Source organism: Paucibacter sp. B51, assembly GCF_027863535.1.
Lineage (GTDB): Bacteria > Pseudomonadota > Gammaproteobacteria > Burkholderiales > Burkholderiaceae_C > Paucibacter_A > Paucibacter_A aquatilis.
In genome coordinates this window covers 248,873-269,105 of sequence record NZ_JAPIVN010000001.1, presented here as the reverse complement: position 1 = coordinate 269,105, position 20,233 = coordinate 248,873, and the positions used below count along the sequence as shown (strand labels likewise).

Here is a 20,233-nt window from a genome sequence, read left to right as displayed (position 1 = left end):
TTGCCCTGGACAAAGGATCTGCCGCTGCCCGCCTGAAAGCTGGCACGGAAGCTGCGATGCCTAAGCCAAGTGCCCGCAAGTGCCCGCAATGGCCCCGGCTTTCTCGTCTCCCCGTCTTTCACGGCTTTTGTTTGTCCTTTTTGAATCAACCTTCCAGGAGTTCCGCATGAAGACAACACCGTTTGCTTTGGCCACGACGTTTGCCCTGGTTCTGGGCACCTTGCTGCCCCTGGCGGCACAGGCCGAAGAGGCTGCCAGCCCGCTGAGCTTCAATGCCAGCGTCACCACCGATTACCGCTACCGCGGTATTTCGCAAAGCCGCCTGAAGCCCGCTCTGCAAGGCGGCGCGGACTATGTGGCTGCCAACGGCTTCTACATCGGCACCTGGGCCTCCACCATCAAGTGGATCAAGGACGCGCCCTACAACGGCGGCGCTTCGGTGGAGATCGATGTGTACGGTGGTTACAAGACCGAGGTGGCACCGGGCCTGACCCTCGATGTGGGCGCGCTGACCTACATCTACTCGGGCAATGACCTGAACCCCAGCGCCAACACCACCGAGGTCTACGGCGCCCTGAGCTACGGCGTCTTCACCGCCAAGTATTCGCACAGCACCACCAATCTCTTCGGCACCGCCAACAGCAAAGGCAGCGGCTACCTGGACCTGAGCGCCACGCTGGATCTGGGCGAGGGCTTCAGCCTGGTGCCGCATCTGGGCCGCCAGAAGGTCAAGAACAACCCGGCCGGTTCCTACACCGATTACGCGGTGACCCTGAACAAGGACTACGCCGGGATCAGCTTCGGCGCCACCTTGATCAACACCAACACGGACGCCTACGTCGGTGGCCCTTCGTCCAAGAACCTGGGCAAGAGCGGCTTTGTGCTCTCGGCCAAGAAGACCTTCTGATCTGCTCGGATCGAACTCAAGACTTCGGAGACTCTCCCCATGAAACTCATCACCGCCATCATCAAACCCTTCAAGCTCGACGAGGTGCGCGAAGCCCTGAGCGCCATCGGCGTGCAAGGCCTGACTGTCACCGAGGTCAAGGGCTTCGGTCGCCAGAAAGGCCACACCGAGCTCTACCGCGGCGCCGAGTACGTGGTGGACTTCCTGCCCAAGGTGAAGGTCGAGGCCGCCGTGGCCGACGCCGTGGTGGAGCAGGTGATCGAGGCCATCGAGGGCGCCGCCCGCACCGGCAAGATCGGTGACGGCAAGATTTTTGTCTCTCCGCTGGACCAGGTGGTGCGCATCCGCACCGGCGAAACCGGTCAAGACGCGCTCTGAACCCGCCCGAGCGCACCTCAAACAAGACGCCAGCAAGGCACACCCCACATCCGTAGGAGATCCGCAATGATCATCAAGAAACTTCTCGCCACCTTGGCCCTGGCCGCCGCGGTGCTCGCACCGGCTGCCTGGGCGCAAGACGGCGCAGCCTCGGCCCCGGCTGCGGTGGCCACCGCAGCGGCGCCCGACGCCAGCGCGCCCGCCGCCGTCGCGCCGGTCGCACCTGCCCCAGAAGCCTCGGCCGCAGCGCCGGCCAGCGCCGCCCCGGCCGATGCGGCCTCGGCCCCGGTGCTGGTGCCCAACAAGGGCGACACCACCTGGATGATGCTGTCCACCCTGCTGGTCATCCTGATGACCGTGCCCGGCCTGGCCCTGTTCTACGGCGGCCTGGTGCGCAGCAAGAACATGCTGTCGGTGCTGATGCAGGTGATGGTGGCCTTCTCCATGATCGTGGTGCTGTGGGTGATCTACGGCTACAGCTTCGCCTTCACCGAGGGCAATGCCTTCATCGGCGGCACCGACCGGCTGATGCTCAAGGGCGTCTGGGACAACGCGGCCGGCACCTTTGCCAACGCGGCCACTTTCAGCAAGGGCGTGGTCATCCCGGAGATCGTGTTCGCAGCCTTCCAGGCCACCTTCGCCGGCATCACCGCCTGCCTGATCATTGGCGCCTTTGCCGAACGCATCAAGTTCAGCGCCGCCCTGGCTTTCCTGGCTCTGTGGTTCACCTTCAGCTACCTGCCGGTGGCGCACATGGTTTGGTTCTGGATGGGCCCGGACGCCTACACCGCTGCAGGTGTGGTCGATGAAATGAACGGCAAGGCCGGTCTGCTCTGGCAATGGGGCGCGCTGGACTTCGCCGGCGGCACCGTGGTTCACATCAATGCCGCCGTGGCCGGCCTGGTCGGCGCCTTCATGGTGGGCAAGCGCATCGGTTACGGCAAAGAGGCCTTCACCCCGCACAGCCTGACCCTTACCATGGTCGGCGCCTCGCTGCTGTGGGTGGGTTGGTTCGGCTTCAACGCCGGCTCGGCGCTGGAAGCCAACGGCTTCGCCGCCCTGGCCTTCATCAACACCCTGGTGGCCACCGCCGCTGCGGTGCTGTCCTGGTCCATCGGTGAAGCGCTGCACAAGGGCAAGGCTTCGATGCTGGGCGCGGCCTCCGGCGCCGTGGCCGGCCTGGTGGCCATCACCCCGGCCGCTGGCAATGTGGGTGTCGGCGGTGCGCTGATCATCGGCGTGATCGCGGGCTTCGCCTGCCTCTGGGGCGTGTCGGGTCTGAAGAAGCTGCTAGGCGCGGACGACTCGCTCGATGTCTTCGGCGTGCACGGCGTGGGCGGCATCGTCGGTGCCCTGCTGACCGGTGTTTTCAACTCGCCCAATTTGGGCGGCCCCAGCCTGGTCGCTGACTGGGTGACGGTCAGCATGGTGACGGCCGATGCCTACACCATCGCCGGCCAGGTGCTGACGCAGGCCAAGGCTGTGGGCGTGACCGTGATCTGGTCGGCTGTGGTCTCGGTGGTCGCCTACAAGCTGGTGGACCTGGTCATCGGCCTGCGCGTCAGCGAAGAAGACGAACGCCAAGGTCTGGACATCAGCTCGCATGGCGAGACGGCGTACCACAAGTGATTTTCTAGGACGGGCTGTGCAGGGGTTTGATCACTGCGCGGTACCGGATTGAGAACAAGCCGCCCGATCCTTGGATCGGGCGGCTTTTTTTTTGTGTGGCGAGGGAGGCTGCAGACGGCACATTGCGGACTTCCGCCGTCTTGATGGATCTTTCTCGCTGCGGTGGCTCGGCCCGCCGCCGGGCTCATGGTTCGCGGGTCGGCTCTTTGAGCCGACTCCCCTCGGTGCTCACTGCGCGGCTCAGCGTCGCCAAACTCCCTCCGTTCGCTGCGCTCACTGTGGTCAAACAGTGGCGCCGAGTCAGAACTTGAAGCGCGTGAGTACACGCGCCTGAGCCGCTCCGCTGCGCCCTCGGCCGCGCACAATTCGCCCATCGGCGGGCCGAGCCACCTCCGGATTCGGCGTGCTCCACCGTTGATGAGGCACATCGACCGCGATGCAAGCGCCCTGCAGCCCGTGCCGCTGCCGGGCGATTTGTGAAGGGCCGAGCAGCACAGCGCCTCGGGGCGCGCGCGGTCACGCGCGCTTCAATTTCTGACTTGGCGCTTCTGTCTGAACGAAGCGAACGCAGGGAGCGAAGTGAGTTATGCGCCAGCCCCGAGGCGCGAGCAGCGCAGGGAAGTCGGCCCGCCAGGGCCGACCCCGGAACCATGAGCCCGGTGGCGGCGCGGGCTGCAGGGCCTCACGAGCAAAACCAAAGACAACTTCGTGCCGAATCCGGTCCTGCGTCCGACCTGAGCGCTGCTGAAGCCCGTGACCTCATGGCCCCGAATCGGGCGGGGCGCTTTGCTGTTGGCGCTTCTTGATCAGCACCTCGGTCAGTTCCAGCAGTTTGGCGGGGCTGAAGGGTTTGGCGAGGAAGAAGTTGGCACCGGCTTCGAGGGCGCGAGTCTTGGTGGCTTGGCCGGCGTCGGCGGTGAGCATGACGATCAGGGCCTGGGCGAGCTTGGGGTCGGCGCGCATCTGGCGGCAGACCTCCACCCCATCGATACCACCGGGCATCATCACATCGAGGTAGACCAGGTCCGGCTGCATGGTGCGGGCCAGGTCCAGGGCCAGGCTGCCATTGGGCGCTTCGTAGAGCTGGTGGCCAGTGTCCTCCAGGGCCCAGCGGATCAGTCGGCGGATGTCGGCTTGGTCCTCGACGATCAGAATCTTGGCTTTCTTCATCGCGCGGGCGGAATCCTCGGCTGTGTCACCGACAAGCATATCGCCTGCCGGAAACTTTTCCCGTGCAGGACTTGGCATTGGCGCCACTGTCCCCACATGCTCCCTCCTAGAATCGAAACGCTCGCCCCTGAACCGCCGCATTTCCGGCCCGACCCGAGACCCTCGCACATGGTTCCCCACCTCACCACCGCGCTGACCGGCCCCATCAACGAGTTGGAGCAGCGCATCCTGGAATCCATGCCCGCCATCGAGCGCTGGTTCCGCCTGGAATGGATGGAGCACACGCCGCCGTTTTACACCTCGGTGGATTTGCGCAACGCCGGCTTCAAGCTGGCACCGGTGGACACCAATCTGTTTCCCGGTGGCTTCAACAACCTGACGGCGGACATGCTGCCGCTGTCGGTGCAGGCCGCCATGGCCGCGATCGAGAAGATCTGCCCTGAGGCCAAGAACCTCTTGCTGATCCCCGAGAACCACACCCGCAACACCTTCTATCTGAGCAATGTCGCCACGCTCAAACGCATCTTCACGCAAGCCGGCTTGAACGTGCGCCTGGGCACGCTGGACCCGGACGTGACTGAGCCGACCGCGCTGAACCTTGCCGATGGCTCCAGCTTGACGGTGGAGCCGCTGGTGCGCAACCGCGGGCGCCTGGGCCTCAAGGATTTCGATCCCTGCACCATCTTGCTCAACAACGACCTGTCCGCCGGCGTGCCGCGCGTGCTGGAGCATTTGCATGAGCAGTATCTGCTGCCGCCCCTGCATGCGGGTTGGGCGCTGCGCCGCAAGAGCCAGCACTTCAAGGCGTATGAAGAAGTGGCCAAGAAGTTCAGCAAGCTGCTGGGCATGGACCCCTGGTTGATCCATCCCATGTCGGTGCCGGTCGAAGGCGTGGACTTCAGCGAAGGCCAGGGCCTGGAAGCCCTGCAGGCGCAGGTTGACCTGGTGCTCAGCAAGACGCGCAAGAAGTACAAGGAATACGGCATCAACGAGAAGCCCTTCGCGGTGATCAAGCCCGATGCCGGCACCTACGGCATGGGCGTGATGACGGTGCGCGATGCCAAGGAACTGGTCGACCTGAACCGCCGCAGCCGCAACAAGATGAGTGTCATCAAGGACGGCCAGGAAGTGCACCAGGTGCTGGTGCAAGAGGGCGTGGTCACGCACGAGCGCGTCAACGACGCGGTGGCCGAGCCGGTGGTCTACATGATGGACCGCTACGTGGTGGGCGGTTTCTACCGCATCCATGCCGACCGCGGCGCCGACGAAAACCTCAACGCTCCGGGCTCCAGTTTTGTGCCCCTGGCCTTCGCGCAGAGCTCGCAGCTGCCGCGCCCGGGCGAGAAGCCCGGCGCCAGCGCCCCGAACCGCTTCTACATGTACGGCGTGATTGCCCGCCTGGCCATGCTGGCGGCGAGCTATGAGCTGGAGCTCACCGACCCCGAAGCCGAGGTCTACGCTTGAACGTTTTTTACTGCGCGCCTGCCATGCGTCGTTGGTCCGGTGCTCGGAATCCTCACGTACAGGAAGTACGTTCCGGTTCCTGTGCTCCGTCCGCCTAGCCTGCCAGGCGCTCGCTACAAAAACGAGGCGCTTCGAGTAGGTGTGGTGTTTCAGCCGAGCTTCTGGCTGGCCTCCAGCATCAGCTGCTTGAACCGCTCCACCACCTCGCTCTGCGGCTCGCGCAGATGCCAGAGGGTCAGGTCGGCCAGACCCAGATCAGCCTCCAGGGGCAGGATCTTGGCGATGCCGTTCTGCGCCGCCAGCTTGGCCACATGCTGGGGCAGCAGGGCCAGGATGGGCATGCGCTTGAGCAGGCTCAGGGTCAGCATGACATCGCCGGTTTCCACCAGATTGGTGGGCAGGGTTTGGCCCATGTCATGCCAGAGCCGATCCTGCAGGCTGCGCGAGCGGGTGCCGGGCAGGGGCCAGATCCAGGCCTGCTGATTGAGCGTGTCCCAGCCCAGCTTGTGGCTGGTCTTGGCCAGTGGGTGCACGGTGCTGATGGCCGCCACTTCGGGCTGGGCGATCAGGCACAGGGGCTCCAAGTCGGGCGGCGCCTCATGCGGGCGGATGCGCGCCACCACGAGATCGAGTCGGCCTTCGCGCAGCTCGTTGATCAGCCCGGTCAGGGCATGGGTGCGCACGCTCAGGGTGATGTGGGGGTACTCCAGCTTCATCGCTGCCATCGCGTCCGGCAGCACCTGGGGCAGGGCGGCATTGGTGGCGCCGATCAGCAATTCACCCGAGGCACCGCGCACGATGGAGGCAATGTCGCCGCCGCCTCGATGCAGGTCGGCATCGAGTTTTTTGGCCAGCTGGATCAGCCGTTCGCCCAGTGCTGTGGCGCGCAAGCTGCGTCCGCGACGCACGAACAGGGTTTGTCCTAGGCCTTGCTCGATTTCGCTCAGCGCCTTGCTGACCGCGGGTTGGGTGACATGCAGGGCATCGGCCGCTGCGCCCAGGCTTCCCGCCTCAGAAAGCGCTTGCAGCACCCGCAAATGACGCAGGCTCAGGCGCTTGCGAACAAAGCTGTCAGCGGCTTCAGGGGCAGAGGGAAGGGCCTTGGGCACGCTGGAGATAACCATTTTTTCACTTTAACAAACCTTTACTCATGTCGATTTTGTGACGCGCTTCTATGGTTGGCGTGAGCCCTGACGCCAGGCCGCCAAAGCCTGGTGCCAAGCCACCCATCCCATCAAAAAACCGTTGGAGAGTCTTCGTGCAACAGCAGCGTCATCACCTCATTGCCCTGGCCGTTTTCAGTTTGGCCGCGTCCGTTCAAGCCCAAAGCTCTGGCACAGCAGGCGCGCCTGTGGCCTCGACTGAAAAGCTGGAGCGCATTGAAGTGACGGGCTCGTCGATCAAGCGGGTTGACAAGGAAACCGCCTCGCCAGTTCAAATCCTGAGTGCTGAAGACATTGCGCGATCGGGCGCCTCCAGCGTCGCCGACCTGATGCGTTTGCTGCCAGCCGTGACAGGTGGCGGCCAGGTGGATTCGACGTCCACCAGTTTTTCCGAAGGCGTGGCGACTGTCTCCATGCGCGGCTTGGGTTCCGCGTCGACGCTGACCTTGATCAACGGCCGGCGCATGGCTGCCACCGCAACCGCCAATCCCAACGCCGGGCAGTCGACGCTTTACAACCTGAACAACATCCCCTTGGCCGCGATCGAGCGGGTTGAGGTGCTCAAAGATGGCGCATCGGCTGTCTATGGCTCGGATGCCATCGCCGGCGTGGTCAATTTCATCCTGAAGAAGGAGTACCAGGGCCTTGAAGGCAAGCTGAGCACTTCGGGTGCCACGTCCGGAGGGTTCACGTCCTCCACCGCCAGCTTGTTTGGTGGCTTTGGGGATCTGGTGCAGCAGCGATTCAACGTGATGGTTGGGCTGGACCTGTCCCGCCGCGGTGAAACCCCTGTCAGCCGTTTGGATGGCATTTCGTACGAGGAGTGGCAACTCGCTTCGACCTCGGCCACCACAGGCTTGCCGGGTGACATCTATCGTCCGGACAGCGCCATCACATTCGCCCCCAACTTCTGGCGGGAAACCGGGGTCGGGACCGGCGCATACAACACGACGACGCCTCTCGTGCCCAAGTCTTGCCCGGCCCCTTCTCAGCTCAGCACCACGATTCTGGCCAACGGGGCGCCAGCCTGCGCCATGGACACCAGCATCTACGAGCGCTTCACTGATCCGTCCAAGAGCGCCAAGCTGTTTGCTCGTGGCAACTTCTGGATTTCCGAGGACCTCAACGCTTCGGTCGAAGCCGCTTTCTCTCGGATCGAGAACTCATACGTCAGCTCATCGGGCTTCGCCACCTTGGGTTCGGGCCTGAGCGAATGGTTCGATCCCAAGGGCAACCGCCGTACCTTCCGCCATGTGATGGCGGCCAATCACCCGGACAACCCTTTGTTCCAGGCTGATCCGAACAACAAGCTGCGCGTGCTGACCAGTGCGCGGCTGGGCGACATTCCGCGCGACAGCCGCGTGAATCAAGACGATGTGCGTTTGGTGCTGGACCTCAGTGGCAGCCACTTCGGCTGGGATTGGAACGGCGGAGGCCTGTACAACAAGTCCAAGCGGGAGGAGGTGGAAACCGGCATGATCCATTCGCTGAAGGCTCAGGCTGCTTTGGACAAGTACCGCTTTGGCGGACAAAACAGCCCGGAGCTACTGGCTCAGATCAGCCCGACATCGACCAACACTGGCGAGACCAAAGTTTCGATCCTGAACTTCAAGGGCAGCCGTGAGATCGGGCGCCTGGCTGGTGGCATGGCAGGCCTGGCCTTGGGTCTGGAACATCGTCGCGAGAGCATTTCCATGATCCCCGATGCCGACCTGGATGCCGGCAACTTTGTCGGCCGGGGCGGCTCCAAGGCGAATGGTTCCCGTCAGGTCTCGTCGGCCTTTGCCGAGGTTGTGGCCCCGGTTCTTCAGTCTCTGTCCTTGGAAGCGGCCGTTCGTGTCGACAAGTACAGCGACTTTGGCAACTCGACGACACCGAAGCTGGGTTTCAAGTGGACGCCCATGAAGACCTTCGCCGTCCGCGGTACGGCGGCTTCGGGTTTTCGTGCGCCCAGCTTGAGTCAGATGTCCGAGTCTTCGGTCACGAGCTTCCAGTCCATCGGAACCTGGCGTGACGCGTTGCGCTGCCCGCTGGGCACTGATGGCCTGCCTGCCAAGATTCCTGGCGCTACCGGCTATGACTCCCAACTGGCAAATGAATGCAATCGCAATGCGAGCAGCGGCAACTCGCGCACGATTGCGGCCTTTATTGTGGCCAACCCGGCACTTCGCCCCGAGACATCACGCAGCTACACACTCGGTTTGGTGTTCGCTCCGTTCGATTCTCTCAACGGCACCTTTGATGTGTACCAGATCACTCGCAAGAACGAGGTGGATCGCCTGAGTTCCAGCGATGTGCTGCAGCGACTGTATGAAAACGGTGATCTCAGCTACGCCAACGATGTGATCCGCAGCGCCGATTCAACGACGGCCTTGAAAGATGCGCAAGGCAAGGTCATTCCCGGAACCGAGCGCATTGCCCTCGTCAAGCGCAAGTACCTGAATCTGGGTCAAACCCAGGTGCGAGGCGCCGATCTTGAGTTGACACATCGAGCCACGTTCGAGAACGGCGGGCGCTTGAATTCGAGCTTGTTCCTGGGCTATGTGCACAGCTATCGTTTCCAGCGGGACAAGGGTCTGCCGATGGTCGACATCAACGATTCCATGGCTGATGATCTGCCGAAGTACAAGGCGCGCGTCAACGCCAGCTACAAGCTGGACAAAGTGACGGTCACGGCCGCTGTGAACTACCTCCACAGCATGGGTCTGCCGCGCTACAACACCCTGACGGGCGTGCGTGACACCTGCAACCCAAGCTACGCAGCAAGTGCCAATCAGATGGCAGCCCTGGGTGGTGATTGCCGTGTCGCTTCCTTGACGACGCTGGACCTGGGCATGGGCGTGCAGCTGACGAAGGGCTTGAACGTGCGGGCCACGGTGCTCAATGTGTTCGACAAGAAGGCGCCTTACTCGCCCACCTTTGACCTGTATGGTTGGGACAAAGGTCAGCACAGCGCTGCGGGGCAGAGCCTTTCGCTGAGCGCGAGCTACAGCTTCAAGTAAACCGACCTTCGATCGACCTGTCGATCAGTCCCGAACGCGGCTGTGGCCGCGTCGGTTTCAGGGGCGCTGCGCAGGCAGCCGCCCCTTTTTCTATTGTTGAGGGTCTTGAGCCATGGGGCTGCATTTCAAAACCCGGTCTTGTTTCGCCGCTTTGCTGTGGTTGGCCTTGGGCTGTCTGGCCCCGGCCACGGCCCGACCCTTGTTGCCGCCGCCCGGCCTGCAGGCCGATGGGCTGCCAGCCTTGGAGCGTGTGCAGGCAGCGACCCGCGCCGAGGCGCCGGTGCTGCGCTTTCTCGGCTGGCACCCGCAGCGGCGCGAGATGCTGGTGCTGGCCAGCGCCGGCGGCAGCCAGCAGTTGCACCGGCTGGCCGAGCCCGGCGCGCGCCCGCAGCCGCTGACCGGCGGCCGCGAGCGGGTGGACAGCGCGCAGTGGGAGCCGCAGCGCGGCGAGTACCTGGTGTTCAGCCGCGATCGTGGGGGCGATGAGGCCTTCCGGCTCTACCGCCTGCAGCCCACCGATTCCAGGCGGGACGCACTCGCCGAGCCTCTGGCGCTGACGCCAGACGGCGCGCGCGTCAGCGCTTTTCAGTTCCTGCCGCAAGGGCAGGGCTTGGTCTATGTGCTGGACCCGCTCGATGGCCGCCGCAGCCCGGCGCCGAAGGCGAGTGTGGACGCCGAGGGTGATGAGGTGTCGGAGTCGACCCCCTCGCCGTCGGCGCAACCCAGCAGCGCCCGCAGCCAGCTGTTCTGGATGGACCCGCTGCGGCCCGAGAGCGCGCGCCTGCTCGGCGACAGCGTCGGTGGCCGCTACACCGATCTGCGCGTCAGCACCGCCGGCACGGTGGTGGCCCTGCACACCCGCCAGGGGCGCAGCCAGACCCTGCGCTTCGATCTGGAAGCCGCCGTCCCGCCCGGCGGCCAGGCCCTGGGCGCCCCTGGCGGCGCCGAGCTGCGCGAAGACGATGTGCTCTTGCAGCGCCAGGCTTTGGGTGGCGACTTTCGCCAGCTGGTGCTGTTGCGTCTGAACAGCGGCCAGCGCCAGGCGGTGAAGCTGCCCGCCTTGGCCGGCGATCTGGAAGCCCTGGCTGTGCCGCCGCCGGGCAGCGCCATGCCTCTGGCCCTGGTGCACAACGAGGCGGGCGTGTCGGTGCTGCGCCTGGCGCGGCCGGGCAGCGAGCCGCCGCTGCAGCGGGTGGCGGCCGAGCTGCCGGCCGGCGTGATCCAGGGCCCGCAGTGGCACCCGCGCCTGCCCTTGCTGGCTTTCAACCACAGCTCGGCGAGCAGCCCGGGGCGCATCGTCAGCTGGTCGCCGGAGGACGCCGGCCTGCAAGCCTGGTCGGGCCGGGAGGCCGAACCAGAGGCCGGGGTGTGGTTGCCCGAATACGCCCCGCTGCGCTGGCAGAGCTTTGACGGCCTGGAGATCAGCGGCCTGCATGTCGCGCCGCCGCCGCAGTTCAAAGGGCCGCGCCCGGTGCTGATCAGCATCCATGGCGGTCCCAGCTCGCAGGCGCGGCCCACGCACCTGTCGGGCAGCCTGCGCTACCTGGTTGAGACCCTGGGCATGCACCTGATCCTGCCCAATGTGCGGGGCTCCGAGGGCTTTGGCCAGCGCTTTCTCAAGCTCGACAACGGCCGCCAGCGTGAGGATGCCGTGCGTGACATCAGCGCCTTGCTGGACCTGATCGCCGCCCGGCCCGAAATGGACGCGCGCCGCGTCATCGTCTCGGGCGGCAGCTATGGCGGCTATATGTCCCTGGCGGTGGCCACGCGCGAATCGGCCCGCATTGCCGGCAGCATCTGCCGCGTCGGCATCGCCAACTTCGTCTCTTTTCTCGAGAACACCGAGAGCTACCGGCGCGACAACCGCCGCGCCGAGTACGGCGACGAGCGCGACCCGGATATGCGCGCTTTTCTGCAGCGCATCTCGCCCCTGAGCCGAGCCGCAGCGGTGCGCAAGCCGCTGTTCATCATCCATGGCCGCAACGATCCGCGCGTGCCCTACGGTGAGGCCACGCAGATGGTGGCGGCGGTGCGGGCGGCGGGCACACCGGTGTGGTTCCTGACGGCCGAGGACGAGGGCCACAGCTTCAGCCGGGCCGAGAACCGCGACTATCTGTTCAGCGCCACCGTGGCCTTTGTGCAGCAGACGCTGGCGGCGGTGCCGCCTGATACCGGGCCCGATGCCCAGTCTGTGGCGACTGATGCCGATGTTTCATCAGCTTTGACGCAGCGCAGCAAAGCAGGCGCAAAATAGCGCTTTTGGCTCGCCAGCGCCGCATGCGCGCTGCAACAACACGTGAGTTCTTCCAACACGGCCCGCTCGCCCTCCGCCTTGGCCGGCCTGACCCTCGGTGCTCTGGGCGTCGTCTACGGCGACATTGGCACCAGCCCGCTCTACGCGCTCAAAGAAGTCTTCCACGGGGGCCATGTCGCCACCACGCCGGACAACATCCTCGGCGTGCTCTCGCTGCTGTTCTGGACGATGACCATCATCGTCTCGCTCAAATACGTGCTGCTGATCCTGCGCGCCGACAACAACGGCGAGGGCGGCCTGATCGCCATGTTGGCCCTGGCCACCAATGCGGTGAACAGCAGCCCGCGCTTGCGGCGGGTGCTGATGCTGGTGGGCTTGTTCGGCACCGCCATCTTTTACGGTGATGCGGTGATCACACCGGCCATGACGGTGTTGGGTGCCGTGGAGGGCATCGATGTCTACGCGCCCAAGCTGCATGACGCCATCCTGCCCATGACCCTGGTGGTGCTGGCGGGCTTGTTCGCCGTGCAGCGCTTTGGCACCGGCGGCATTGGCAAGGCCTTCGGTCCGGTGATGCTGCTCTGGTTCGCCGCGCTGGCCCTGCTGGGCCTGCCCCATGTGATCGCCAACCCGCATGTGCTGGTGGCGGTCAATCCGGCCTATGCGGTGGCTTTTTGCCTGGAGTACAAATGGGTGGCCTTCGTGGCCCTGGGCGCCGTGGTGCTGGTGGTGACCGGCGGCGAGGCGCTTTACGCCGACCTGGGCCACTTCGGCAAGCAGCCCATCCGCATCGCCTGGTATGGCATCGTCATGCCTTCGCTGGTGATCAACTACTTCGGCCAGGGTGCCATGCTGCTGGACGAGCCGGCCTCGGTCAGCAACCCCTTCTTCAATCTGGCGCCGGCCTGGGCCGAGATCCCGCTCTTCATCCTGGCCACCTGCGCCGCGGTGGTGGCGTCCCAAGCCCTGATCACGGCCGCCTTCTCGGTCACCAAGCAGGCGGTGCAACTGGGCATCCTGCCGCGCATGCGCATCCTGCACACTTCCGTGCGTGACACAGGCCAGATCTACGTGCCCTTCGTCAACTGGGGCCTGTTCGTCTTCATCGTGCTGGCGGTGGTGCTGTTCGGCTCGTCCAGCAAGCTGGCCGGTGCCTATGGCATTGCGGTGACCATCGACATGACCATCACCACGGTCATGACCTTCTTCGTCATCCGCTACGGCTGGAAGTACCCGCTGCCGCTGTGCCTGCTGGCCACCGGTTTCTTCTTCATCATCGATGTGATCTTCCTCGGCTCCAACCTGCTCAAGTTGTTCGCCGGTGGCTGGTTCCCGCTGATGATCGGCATCGGCATGTTCACCCTGATGCTGACCTGGAAGCAGGGCCGGCGCCTGCTCAGCAGCAAGCTGCGCGAGGACGCGATTGACCTCAAGAGCTTCCTGGAGGCCGTGTTCCTCAGCCCGCCGCAGCGTGTCGAAGGCACGGCGGTGTTCCTGTCCGCCGAGGCCGGTGTGACGCCCAACGCCTTGCTGCACAACCTCAAGCACAACAAGGTCCTGCATGCGCAGAATCTGTTCGTCACGGTCAAGCACCACGAAGTGCCCTGGGTGGGCTTCGACAAGCGGGTCCATGTGGAGCCGCTGGGCAATGCCTGCTGGGCCGTCAGCCTTCATTTCGGCTTCAAGAACGAGCCTGACGTGCCCTATGCGCTGAAGATGTTGGAGCAGAACGGCGTGCATCTCGACGAGATGGAAACCAGCTACTTCCTCTCGCGCGACATCGTCATCCCGACGATTGGCAGCGGCATGGCGCTGTGGCGCGAAAAACTGTTCGCCAGCATGCACCGCAACGCGGCCGCCGCGGCCGACTTCCTGCACCTGCCGACCAACCGCATCGTCGAGCTGGGTTCCAAGGTCGAGATCTGATCGCAGTGCCGGCCCGTGCGGCCGGCTCGGGGCAGCGCCCCTCAGCCCAGCGCCAGCCGGCTGAAACCCTCGCGCCCCAGGCGCAGCACCATGCCCTGGGGAATCAGCTCCCAGCCTTGCTGCTCGTCGGCCAGGGGCTCGGAGGCCACGACCAGGCCGCGTCCGCCCTCAGCCTCGCTCGCTTCGCGCATATAGAGCGTGGGCGCGCGCTTGTCGCTGGAGAAGCGGAAGGCATGCACCTGCTCGCCATCGGCCAGGGCGGCGGCAAAACGCAGGGGCTCGTGGATCTGCAGCACCTGCATCATGGCCAGGGTTTCGTTGAGCACCTGGTTGACCGCATCGGGCACCGATTCGCCCATCTCCATGCGGGCGATGATGAGCAGGAACAGCAGCTCCGAATCGGTGGCGCCCTTGCGCTGGGCGTAGAGGTGGTCGGGCAATCGCGCTTCCATCGCGCGGCGGATCTGGCCATAGCCGCCGATCTGGCCGTTGTGCATGAAGAGGTAAGGCCCGTAGTGAAACGGGTGGCAGTTCTGCCGCGCGATGCCGGTGCCGGTGGCGGCCCGCACATGGGCGAAGAACAGGTGCGAGCGTACATTGGCACACAGGGCCAGCAGGTTCTCGTCCGACCAGGCCGGCATCACCTCGCGGTAGACGCCCGGGGTCTCGCGCTCGCCATACCAGCCGATACCGAAGCCGTCGCCATTGGTCACGGCCTTGGCCTGATCGGCGCGCAAGGACTGTCGCACCAGGGAGTGCTGGGGCTTGCACACCAGCTCGTCGAGAAAGATCGTGTCACCGAGGTAGGCAAGAAAACGGCACATGGCGGCAGTGGCGTCAAAGTCCGGTCTTGAGCTTGCCACAACAAGGGCGCAGGCAGCCCGCTATGCTGCGGGCATGCAGACAAAAAACGACTGGTTCCGGGATCTTTCCCTGTCCACGGCAGTGGCCGGTTTTGTGGCCGTGCTGGTGGGCTTCACCAGCTCGGTGGCCATCGTCTTTCAGGCCGCGCAAGCGCTCGGCGCGACCCCGGCTCAGACCAGCTCCTGGATGTGGGCCCTGGGCCTGGGCATGGGGCTGACCAGCCTGGGCCTGTCCTGGTGGTCGCGTCAACCGATCCTGACCGCCTGGTCCACGCCCGGTGCGGCCTTGTTGGCCGCCACATCGGGCCTGAGCATGCCGGAGGCGGTGGGCGCGTTCCTGTTCTGCGCTGCGCTGATCCTGCTCTTCGGCCTGACCGGCTGGTTCGAGCGCCTGATGGACCGCATCCCCCTGGCCGTGGCTGCGGCCTTGCTGGCGGGTGTGCTGGCTCGCTTCGGGCTCGATGCGGTGCTGACGGTCAAGAGCGCGCCCGAGCTGGTGCTGGTCATGGCCGCGGCCTATCTGCTGGGCCGGCGTTTCTGGGCTCGCTATGCCGTGCCGGGCGTGCTGCTGGCCGGCGTGGCCGTGGCGGCGCTGCAAGGGCGCTTGCACCTGGATGCCGTCGAATGGGCCTGGGCCGCGCCGGTCTGGACCGCGCCGCAGTTCAGTCTTGCTGCCCTGGTGGGCGTGGGCCTGCCGCTGTTCCTGGTGACCATGGCCTCGCAGAATCTGCCCGGCGTGGCGGCGCAGCGCGCGGCAGGCTACCGCACGCCGGTGTCGGCCAGCATTGCGGCCACCGGCGCTGCCAGCCTGCTGCTGGCACCGTTTGGCGGCTATGCGCTCAATCTGGCGGCCATCACCGCCGCCATCTGCATGGGCCGCGAGGCCCATGAAGACCCGGCCCGCCGCTACACCGCGGCCATGGCGGCCGGCCTGTTCTACATTGCCCTGGGCCTGGCGGGCGGCGCCGTCGTCGGGCTGCTGGTGGCCTTTCCGCGCGAGCTGGTGGCGGCCGTGGCCGGCCTGGCCTTGCTGGGCACGATTGCCGGCGGCCTGCACAGCGCCCTGGCCGAGCCTGAGCATCGCGATGCGGCCATGCTGACCTTTCTCGTCACGCTCTCGGGCCTGAGTCTGCTGGGCATTGGCGCGGCCTTCTGGGGTCTGGTGGCCGGCTCGGCCGCTCTCGCCGTGCAGAAGCTGCGCAAGACCTGACCCCGATTTGTTTTTTGCCCCTTTTTGTGTGAGTGCATCCCCATGAAACTGCTGTTCGTTGCCGATCCCCTGGAGTCCTTCAAGATCCACAAGGACACGACTTTTGTGATGATGCGCGAGGCCTTGCGTCGTGGCCACCAGATCTGGGCTTGCGAGCCGCAGGATCTGGTCTGGCGCAGCGGCGGCCGCGTGGTGGCGCGCCAGGCGCGCGCGATTGCGCTGACCGGCCAGACCTCGCCCTGGTTTGAGGTGCTGGCCACCCAGGAGTTGGTGCTGGCCGAGACCGACGCCATCGTCATGCGCAAGGACCCGCCGTTCGACAGCGAGTTCTTCTACGCCACCCATCTGCTGGGCCAGGCCGAGCGCGAGGGCGCGCGTGTCTTCAACAAGCCGGCCGCGCTGCGCGACCATCCCGAGAAGCTGGCGCTGATGGAGTTTCCGCAGTTCTGCCCGACCACCTTGGTCACGCGCAGCGAGGCGGCCATCCGCGCCTTCCATGCCGAGCAGGGCGACATCATCCTCAAGCCGCTCGACGGGATGGGCGGCATGGGCATCTTCCGCGTCGGTGCCGATGGCCTCAACCTGGGCGCCATCATCGAGACTCTGAACAAGGACGGCGCCGAGACCGTCATGGTTCAGCGTTATCTGCCCGCCATCAAGGACGGCGACAAGCGCGTGCTGGTGATCGGCGGCAAGGTCGTGCCCTTCTGCCTGGCGCGCATTCCGCAGGGGGGCGAGGTGCGCGGCAATCTGGCGGCGGGCGGCAAGGGCGTGGCCCAACCCATCAGCGCGCGCGACCGTGAGATCGCTGAAGCCGTCGGCCCGCTGCTGGCGGCACGCGGCCTGCTGCTGGTGGGCCTCGATGTGATCGGTGAGCACCTGACCGAAGTCAATGTCACCAGCCCGACCTGCTTCCAGGAAATCTTCGACCAGACCGGCTTTGACGTGGCCGCCATGTTCATCGACGCGCTGGAGAGCGCGCTGGCGGGCTGACGCCGCCCAAAAACAAAAGCACCGTGCAGCCTGGGCTGACGGTGCTCTTGGCAGGCGAGTGAAGCAAGGCGGCCTCAAGCCGCCTGAGTTCAAGCGCGCTTGCTGTTGCGGCGGCTGTATGCCAGGCCGCCGAGGGCCAGCAGGGTCAGGGCCAGGGAGGCGGGCTCGGGGACGTTGCTGGTCTTCAGGTTGTCGAAGTAGACGCTCTTGGACGAGATCCAGCTGGCGTTGAGCAGATTGCGCTCATTCAGCTGGAAGGTCTGGAAGCCGGTCCGGCGGTCCAGCTGGACGGTTTTCTTCGCGCGGCTGCCGTCGGCGTAGCTGAAGCTGAAGTCGATCGAATAGTCGCTGAACAACGAGCTTGGCAGGTTCAGGTATTCATCCAGATCGATGCTTTCGAAGTTGAAGCTGTGGCCGTCTTCGCGGGCCAGGGTGGTGGTGCTGGCGTTGAAGACGTTGTAGGCGAACACATTGCGCTTGTTGCCACGACCCGATGCGTCGCTCATCAGGCAGGTCTCCAGGGGCTTGCGGCCGGACTTGATGTTGGCGCAGTCATTGCTGACCGTGAAACCCTCTTCGGTCACGGACTTGACGGCCTTGCGCAAGGTGTTGGCGCTGAAGTCGCTGAAATCGACGGTGGTGACTGGGGCAGCCAAGCTGGCGGCGCTGCTCAGGCCAAGCAGGGCACTGAGGGCGAGAAGACGAAAGTTCATGGGGATCCCTGGTATTCAGGTGGTATTGGTGCAACGCCGCGAATCCTAGGGATGGCATGCCGAACGGGCCATCGTGTAGCTGCGGGGGGTGTGTTGAAATCCGTGATCCAGTTCACGAAGTCCAGGGTCGATCCCCCTTGAATTGGTGAGCTGTCCGGAGGCCCCGGATCCGGATTGGCACATGCAGCAAGGCGCCAACCGGCGTTCGCCAGCAGACCCGGTGCCGCGCGTTTATGCTGCGGCAGCCGTACTGCCCCAGTTGCCCTCCCTCCGCTTTTTTCAGGAGCCCCACATGATCAAAACCCGTGCCGCTGTTGCCTGGAAAGCCGGCGCCCCTCTGAGCATCGAAGAGGTGCAGCTGGACGGCCCGCGGGCCGGTGAAGTGTTGGTCGAAATCAAGGCCACCGGCATCTGCCACACCGATTACTACACGCTTTCGGGCGCCGACCCGGAGGGCATCTTCCCGGCCATCCTGGGCCATGAAGGCGCCGGCGTGGTGCTGGAGGTGGGCGAGGGCGTCACCTGGTTGAAGCCGGGCGACCATGTGATCCCGCTCTACACGCCGGAATGCCGCCAGTGCAAGTTCTGCCTCTCGCGCAAGACCAACCTCTGCCAGGCCATCCGCAGCACCCAGGGCAAGGGCCTGATGCCCGACGGCAGCGCCCGCTTTTCGATCGACGGTCAGCCCATCTTTCACTACATGGGCACCTCCACTTTCTCCAACCACATCGTCGTGCCCGGCATCGCCCTGGCCAAGATCCGCGAGGACGCGCCTTTTGACAAGGTCTGCTACATCGGCTGCGGCGTCACCACCGGCGTGGGCGCCGTGCTGTTCACCGCCAAGGTGGAGGCGGGCGCCAATGTGGTGGTGTTCGGCCTCGGCGGCATCGGCCTGAATGTGATCCAGGGCGCCAAGATGGTGGGGGCCGACAAGATCATCGGGGTCGACATCAACCCGGGCCGTGAGGCCATGGCGCGCCAGTTCGGCATGACCCACTTCATCAACCCCAAGGAGGTCGGCAACGTGGTCGACCACATCGTGCAGCTGACCGATGGCGGCGCCGACTACTCCTTCGAGTGCATCGGCAACACCAAGGTCATGCGCGACGCGCTCGAGTGCACGCACAAGGGCTGGGGTCGCTCCATCATCATCGGCGTGGCCGAGGCCGGCGCCGAGATCAGCACCCGGCCCTTCCAGCTGGTGACCGGCCGCAAATGAGAAGGCAGCGCCTTCGGCGGCGCCCGGGGCCGCACCGACGTGCCCAAGATCGTCGACTGGTATATGGACGGCAAGCTCAATATCGACTCGCTGATCACACACAAGCTCAAGCTGGAGCAGATCAACGAAGGCTTCGACTTGATGAAGCGCGGCGAGTCGATCCGCGCCGTGGTGGAGTTCTGAGCATGGCCGAGCTGCAAGCGCTGGAGCTGCTCAGCGAGCATGGCTGTTTCGGCGGGCGTCAGCGCTTTTACCGCCATGCCTCGGCCGAGATCGGCCTGCCCATGCGCTTTGCGCTCTTCCTGCCGCCCGAGCCGAAGGCGCTGCTGGTGTTTCTGGCCGGCCTGACCTGCACCGAAGAAACCTTCACCATGAAGGCCGGCGCCCAGCGCCTCGCCGCCGAGCTGGGCCTGGCCCTGCTGATGCCCGACACCAGCCCGCGCGGTGCGCAGCTGCTGGACGAGGCCAAGGACTGGGACTTCGGGGTTGGCGCCGGCTTTTACCTCGATGCCAAGCAGCAGCCCTGGGCGCGCCACTGGCGCATGGAGAGCTACTTGATGCACGAATTGCTGCCGGGCGTGCAGCGTGAGTTCGGCCTGGCGGCCGAGCGCACCGGCATCTTCGGCCACTCCATGGGCGGCCATGGCGCCCTGGTGCTGGCGCAGCGCCATCCCGGCGCGTTCCGTTCGCTCTCGGCCTTTGCGCCGATTGCCGCGCCCATGCAGTGCCCCTGGGGGCAGAAGGCGTTTCAGGGCTACCTCGGCGGCGATGCGGCCGATTGGGCGGCCCATGACGCGACGGCTTTGATGCTGATGCATGCCAAATCACGGCGGCCGCAGTTCCCGGGCGGCATCCTGATCGACCAGGGCCTGGCGGATCGTTTCCTGGCCGAACAGCTGCACCCCGAGGCCTTCGAAGCGGCCTGTGCCGTGGCCGGGCAAGCCCTGACCCTGCGCCGCCATGCCGGCTACGACCACGGCTATTACTTCATTGCCAGCTTCGTGGACGATCACCTGCGCCACCACGCCAAGCAGCTCTGTGCCTGAGTGGGGCGCCGCATGCCGAGCCCGGCGCGGGCTCGCAGCGGGCTCAGGTTTTTTTTCGTCCTGGCTCGGCGCGCTGAGGGGCCGGGGGCACCAGGGCCGCTATGGTGCCTGCGTCGCTGGGCTTGGCCGGTGCATGGGCCGCCTGCTTGGGTTTCTTGACTTCTTTGTTGCCGCGCTGACTTTTGGTCATGGGGTGTGCTCGCTGAAAGGGGTTGAAGCAACCCCGGGGTGAATCGAGGCCTCAGCATGCGCGGCCGCCTGGCGCTGCGGCGATGCGCTGGCGCACGCAAGCGGCG

Annotated in this window: 15 protein-coding genes and 1 pseudogene; 11 read left to right on the top strand and 5 right to left on the bottom strand. The window is 65.4% G+C overall.

Annotated features, from left to right (window positions below; all coding sequences use genetic code 11):
* Nucleotides 1-166 precede the first annotated feature (166 nt).
* The 3 genes from OOB33_RS01100 (at nucleotide 167) to OOB33_RS01090 (ending at nucleotide 2,914) form a co-directional block, all read left to right on the top strand.
* Nucleotides 167-907, top strand: a complete 741-nt coding sequence (locus OOB33_RS01100; protein ID WP_271007312.1) for a TorF family putative porin — start codon at nucleotides 167-169, stop codon at nucleotides 905-907.
* A 39-nt stretch (nucleotides 908-946) separates the two neighbouring features.
* A complete protein-coding gene (gene glnK, locus OOB33_RS01095) occupies nucleotides 947-1,285 on the top strand; it encodes a P-II family nitrogen regulator (RefSeq protein ID WP_102769267.1) in 339 nt (112 codons plus the stop codon).
* A gap of 72 nt (nucleotides 1,286-1,357) precedes the next feature.
* On the top strand, nucleotides 1,358-2,914 hold the full coding sequence (locus OOB33_RS01090) for an ammonium transporter (RefSeq protein ID WP_102769736.1): 1,557 nt from the start codon (nucleotides 1,358-1,360) through the stop codon (nucleotides 2,912-2,914).
* A 759-nt stretch (nucleotides 2,915-3,673) separates the two neighbouring features.
* Here OOB33_RS01090 and OOB33_RS01085 read toward each other — a convergent pair.
* Nucleotides 3,674-4,084: a response regulator transcription factor gene (locus OOB33_RS01085; RefSeq protein WP_271007311.1), complete on the bottom strand. Its 411-nt coding sequence runs from the start codon at nucleotides 4,082-4,084 to the stop codon at nucleotides 3,674-3,676.
* A gap of 168 nt (nucleotides 4,085-4,252) precedes the next feature.
* Between OOB33_RS01085 and gshA the strand changes: the two genes are divergently transcribed.
* Complete coding sequence (gene gshA / locus OOB33_RS01080) at nucleotides 4,253-5,548, top strand: glutamate--cysteine ligase (protein WP_102769269.1); 1,296 nt, start codon at nucleotides 4,253-4,255, stop codon at nucleotides 5,546-5,548.
* 149 nt (nucleotides 5,549-5,697) lie between these two features.
* Here gshA and OOB33_RS01075 read toward each other — a convergent pair whose 3' ends face one another.
* Nucleotides 5,698-6,672 carry a LysR family transcriptional regulator gene (locus OOB33_RS01075; protein WP_271007310.1) on the bottom strand — a complete coding sequence of 325 codons (975 nt, stop codon included), beginning with the start codon at nucleotides 6,670-6,672 and terminating at the stop codon, nucleotides 5,698-5,700.
* A 134-nt stretch (nucleotides 6,673-6,806) separates the two neighbouring features.
* Between OOB33_RS01075 and OOB33_RS01070 the strand changes: the two genes are divergently transcribed.
* The 3 genes from OOB33_RS01070 to OOB33_RS01060 all read left to right on the top strand — a co-directional run bounded on the left by OOB33_RS01070 (nucleotide 6,807) and on the right by OOB33_RS01060 (nucleotide 13,893).
* Nucleotides 6,807-9,713, top strand: coding sequence for a TonB-dependent receptor plug domain-containing protein (locus OOB33_RS01070; RefSeq protein ID WP_271007309.1), 2,907 nt, complete (start codon nucleotides 6,807-6,809; stop codon nucleotides 9,711-9,713).
* Between the two features lie 112 nt (nucleotides 9,714-9,825).
* A complete protein-coding gene (locus tag OOB33_RS01065; protein WP_271007308.1) occupies nucleotides 9,826-11,967 on the top strand; it encodes a S9 family peptidase in 2,142 nt (713 codons plus the stop codon).
* A 42-nt stretch (nucleotides 11,968-12,009) separates the two neighbouring features.
* The gene (locus OOB33_RS01060) at nucleotides 12,010-13,893 is read left to right on the top strand and encodes a potassium transporter Kup (protein WP_271007307.1); all 1,884 of its coding nucleotides are present in this window, start codon (nucleotides 12,010-12,012) and stop codon (nucleotides 13,891-13,893) included.
* Between the two features lie 41 nt (nucleotides 13,894-13,934).
* On the opposite strand, the gene OOB33_RS01055 is transcribed toward OOB33_RS01060, so the two are convergent.
* Nucleotides 13,935-14,717, bottom strand: coding sequence for a class II glutamine amidotransferase (locus tag OOB33_RS01055; RefSeq protein WP_271007306.1), 783 nt, complete (start codon nucleotides 14,715-14,717; stop codon nucleotides 13,935-13,937).
* Nucleotides 14,718-14,790: 73 nt separating this feature from the next.
* Between OOB33_RS01055 and OOB33_RS01050 the strand changes: the two genes are divergently transcribed.
* Nucleotides 14,791-15,966 carry a benzoate/H(+) symporter BenE family transporter gene (locus OOB33_RS01050; protein WP_271007305.1) on the top strand — a complete coding sequence of 392 codons (1,176 nt, stop codon included), beginning with the start codon at nucleotides 14,791-14,793 and terminating at the stop codon, nucleotides 15,964-15,966.
* Between the two features lie 42 nt (nucleotides 15,967-16,008).
* Nucleotides 16,009-16,959, top strand: coding sequence for a glutathione synthase (gene gshB, locus OOB33_RS01045; RefSeq protein ID WP_271007304.1), 951 nt, complete (start codon nucleotides 16,009-16,011; stop codon nucleotides 16,957-16,959).
* An 89-nt stretch (nucleotides 16,960-17,048) separates the two neighbouring features.
* On the opposite strand, the gene OOB33_RS01040 is transcribed toward gshB, so the two are convergent.
* Entirely contained in the window at nucleotides 17,049-17,672 is a 624-nt protein-coding gene (locus OOB33_RS01040) for a PEP-CTERM sorting domain-containing protein (protein WP_271007303.1), read from the bottom strand.
* A gap of 295 nt (nucleotides 17,673-17,967) precedes the next feature.
* Between OOB33_RS01040 and OOB33_RS01035 the strand changes: the two are divergent.
* A pseudogene (locus OOB33_RS01035) lies at nucleotides 17,968-19,074 on the top strand (S-(hydroxymethyl)glutathione dehydrogenase/class III alcohol dehydrogenase).
* 2 nt (nucleotides 19,075-19,076) lie between these two features.
* Complete coding sequence (gene fghA, locus OOB33_RS01030; protein ID WP_271007302.1) at nucleotides 19,077-19,937, top strand: S-formylglutathione hydrolase; 861 nt, start codon at nucleotides 19,077-19,079, stop codon at nucleotides 19,935-19,937.
* Nucleotides 19,938-19,980: 43 nt separating this feature from the next.
* On the opposite strand, the gene OOB33_RS01025 is transcribed toward fghA, so the two are convergent.
* Nucleotides 19,981-20,127, bottom strand: a complete 147-nt coding sequence (locus OOB33_RS01025) for a hypothetical protein (RefSeq protein ID WP_271007301.1) — start codon at nucleotides 20,125-20,127, stop codon at nucleotides 19,981-19,983.
* Nucleotides 20,128-20,233: the final 106 nt, after the last annotated feature.

What these genes read in the sequence shown, in the direction of transcription:
- OOB33_RS01100 (WP_271007312.1), top strand. Translation starts at nt 167, where the DNA reads ATGAAGACAACACCGTTTGCTTTGGCCACGACGTTTGCCCTGGTTCTG.
- glnK (WP_102769267.1), top strand. Translation starts at nt 947, where the DNA reads ATGAAACTCATCACCGCCATCATCAAACCCTTCAAGCTCGACGAGGTG.
- OOB33_RS01085 (WP_271007311.1), bottom strand. Translation starts at nt 4,084, where the DNA reads ATGAAGAAAGCCAAGATTCTGATCGTCGAGGACCAAGCCGACATCCGC.
- gshA (WP_102769269.1), top strand. Translation starts at nt 4,253, where the DNA reads ATGGTTCCCCACCTCACCACCGCGCTGACCGGCCCCATCAACGAGTTG.
- OOB33_RS01075 (WP_271007310.1), bottom strand. Translation starts at nt 6,672, where the DNA reads ATGGTTATCTCCAGCGTGCCCAAGGCCCTTCCCTCTGCCCCTGAAGCC.
- OOB33_RS01065 (WP_271007308.1), top strand. Translation starts at nt 9,826, where the DNA reads ATGGGGCTGCATTTCAAAACCCGGTCTTGTTTCGCCGCTTTGCTGTGG.
- OOB33_RS01055 (WP_271007306.1), bottom strand. Translation starts at nt 14,717, where the DNA reads ATGTGCCGTTTTCTTGCCTACCTCGGTGACACGATCTTTCTCGACGAG.
- OOB33_RS01050 (WP_271007305.1), top strand. Translation starts at nt 14,791, where the DNA reads ATGCAGACAAAAAACGACTGGTTCCGGGATCTTTCCCTGTCCACGGCA.
- gshB (WP_271007304.1), top strand. Translation starts at nt 16,009, where the DNA reads ATGAAACTGCTGTTCGTTGCCGATCCCCTGGAGTCCTTCAAGATCCAC.
- OOB33_RS01040 (WP_271007303.1), bottom strand. Translation starts at nt 17,672, where the DNA reads ATGAACTTTCGTCTTCTCGCCCTCAGTGCCCTGCTTGGCCTGAGCAGC.
- fghA (WP_271007302.1), top strand. Translation starts at nt 19,077, where the DNA reads ATGGCCGAGCTGCAAGCGCTGGAGCTGCTCAGCGAGCATGGCTGTTTC.
- OOB33_RS01025 (WP_271007301.1), bottom strand. Translation starts at nt 20,127, where the DNA reads ATGACCAAAAGTCAGCGCGGCAACAAAGAAGTCAAGAAACCCAAGCAG.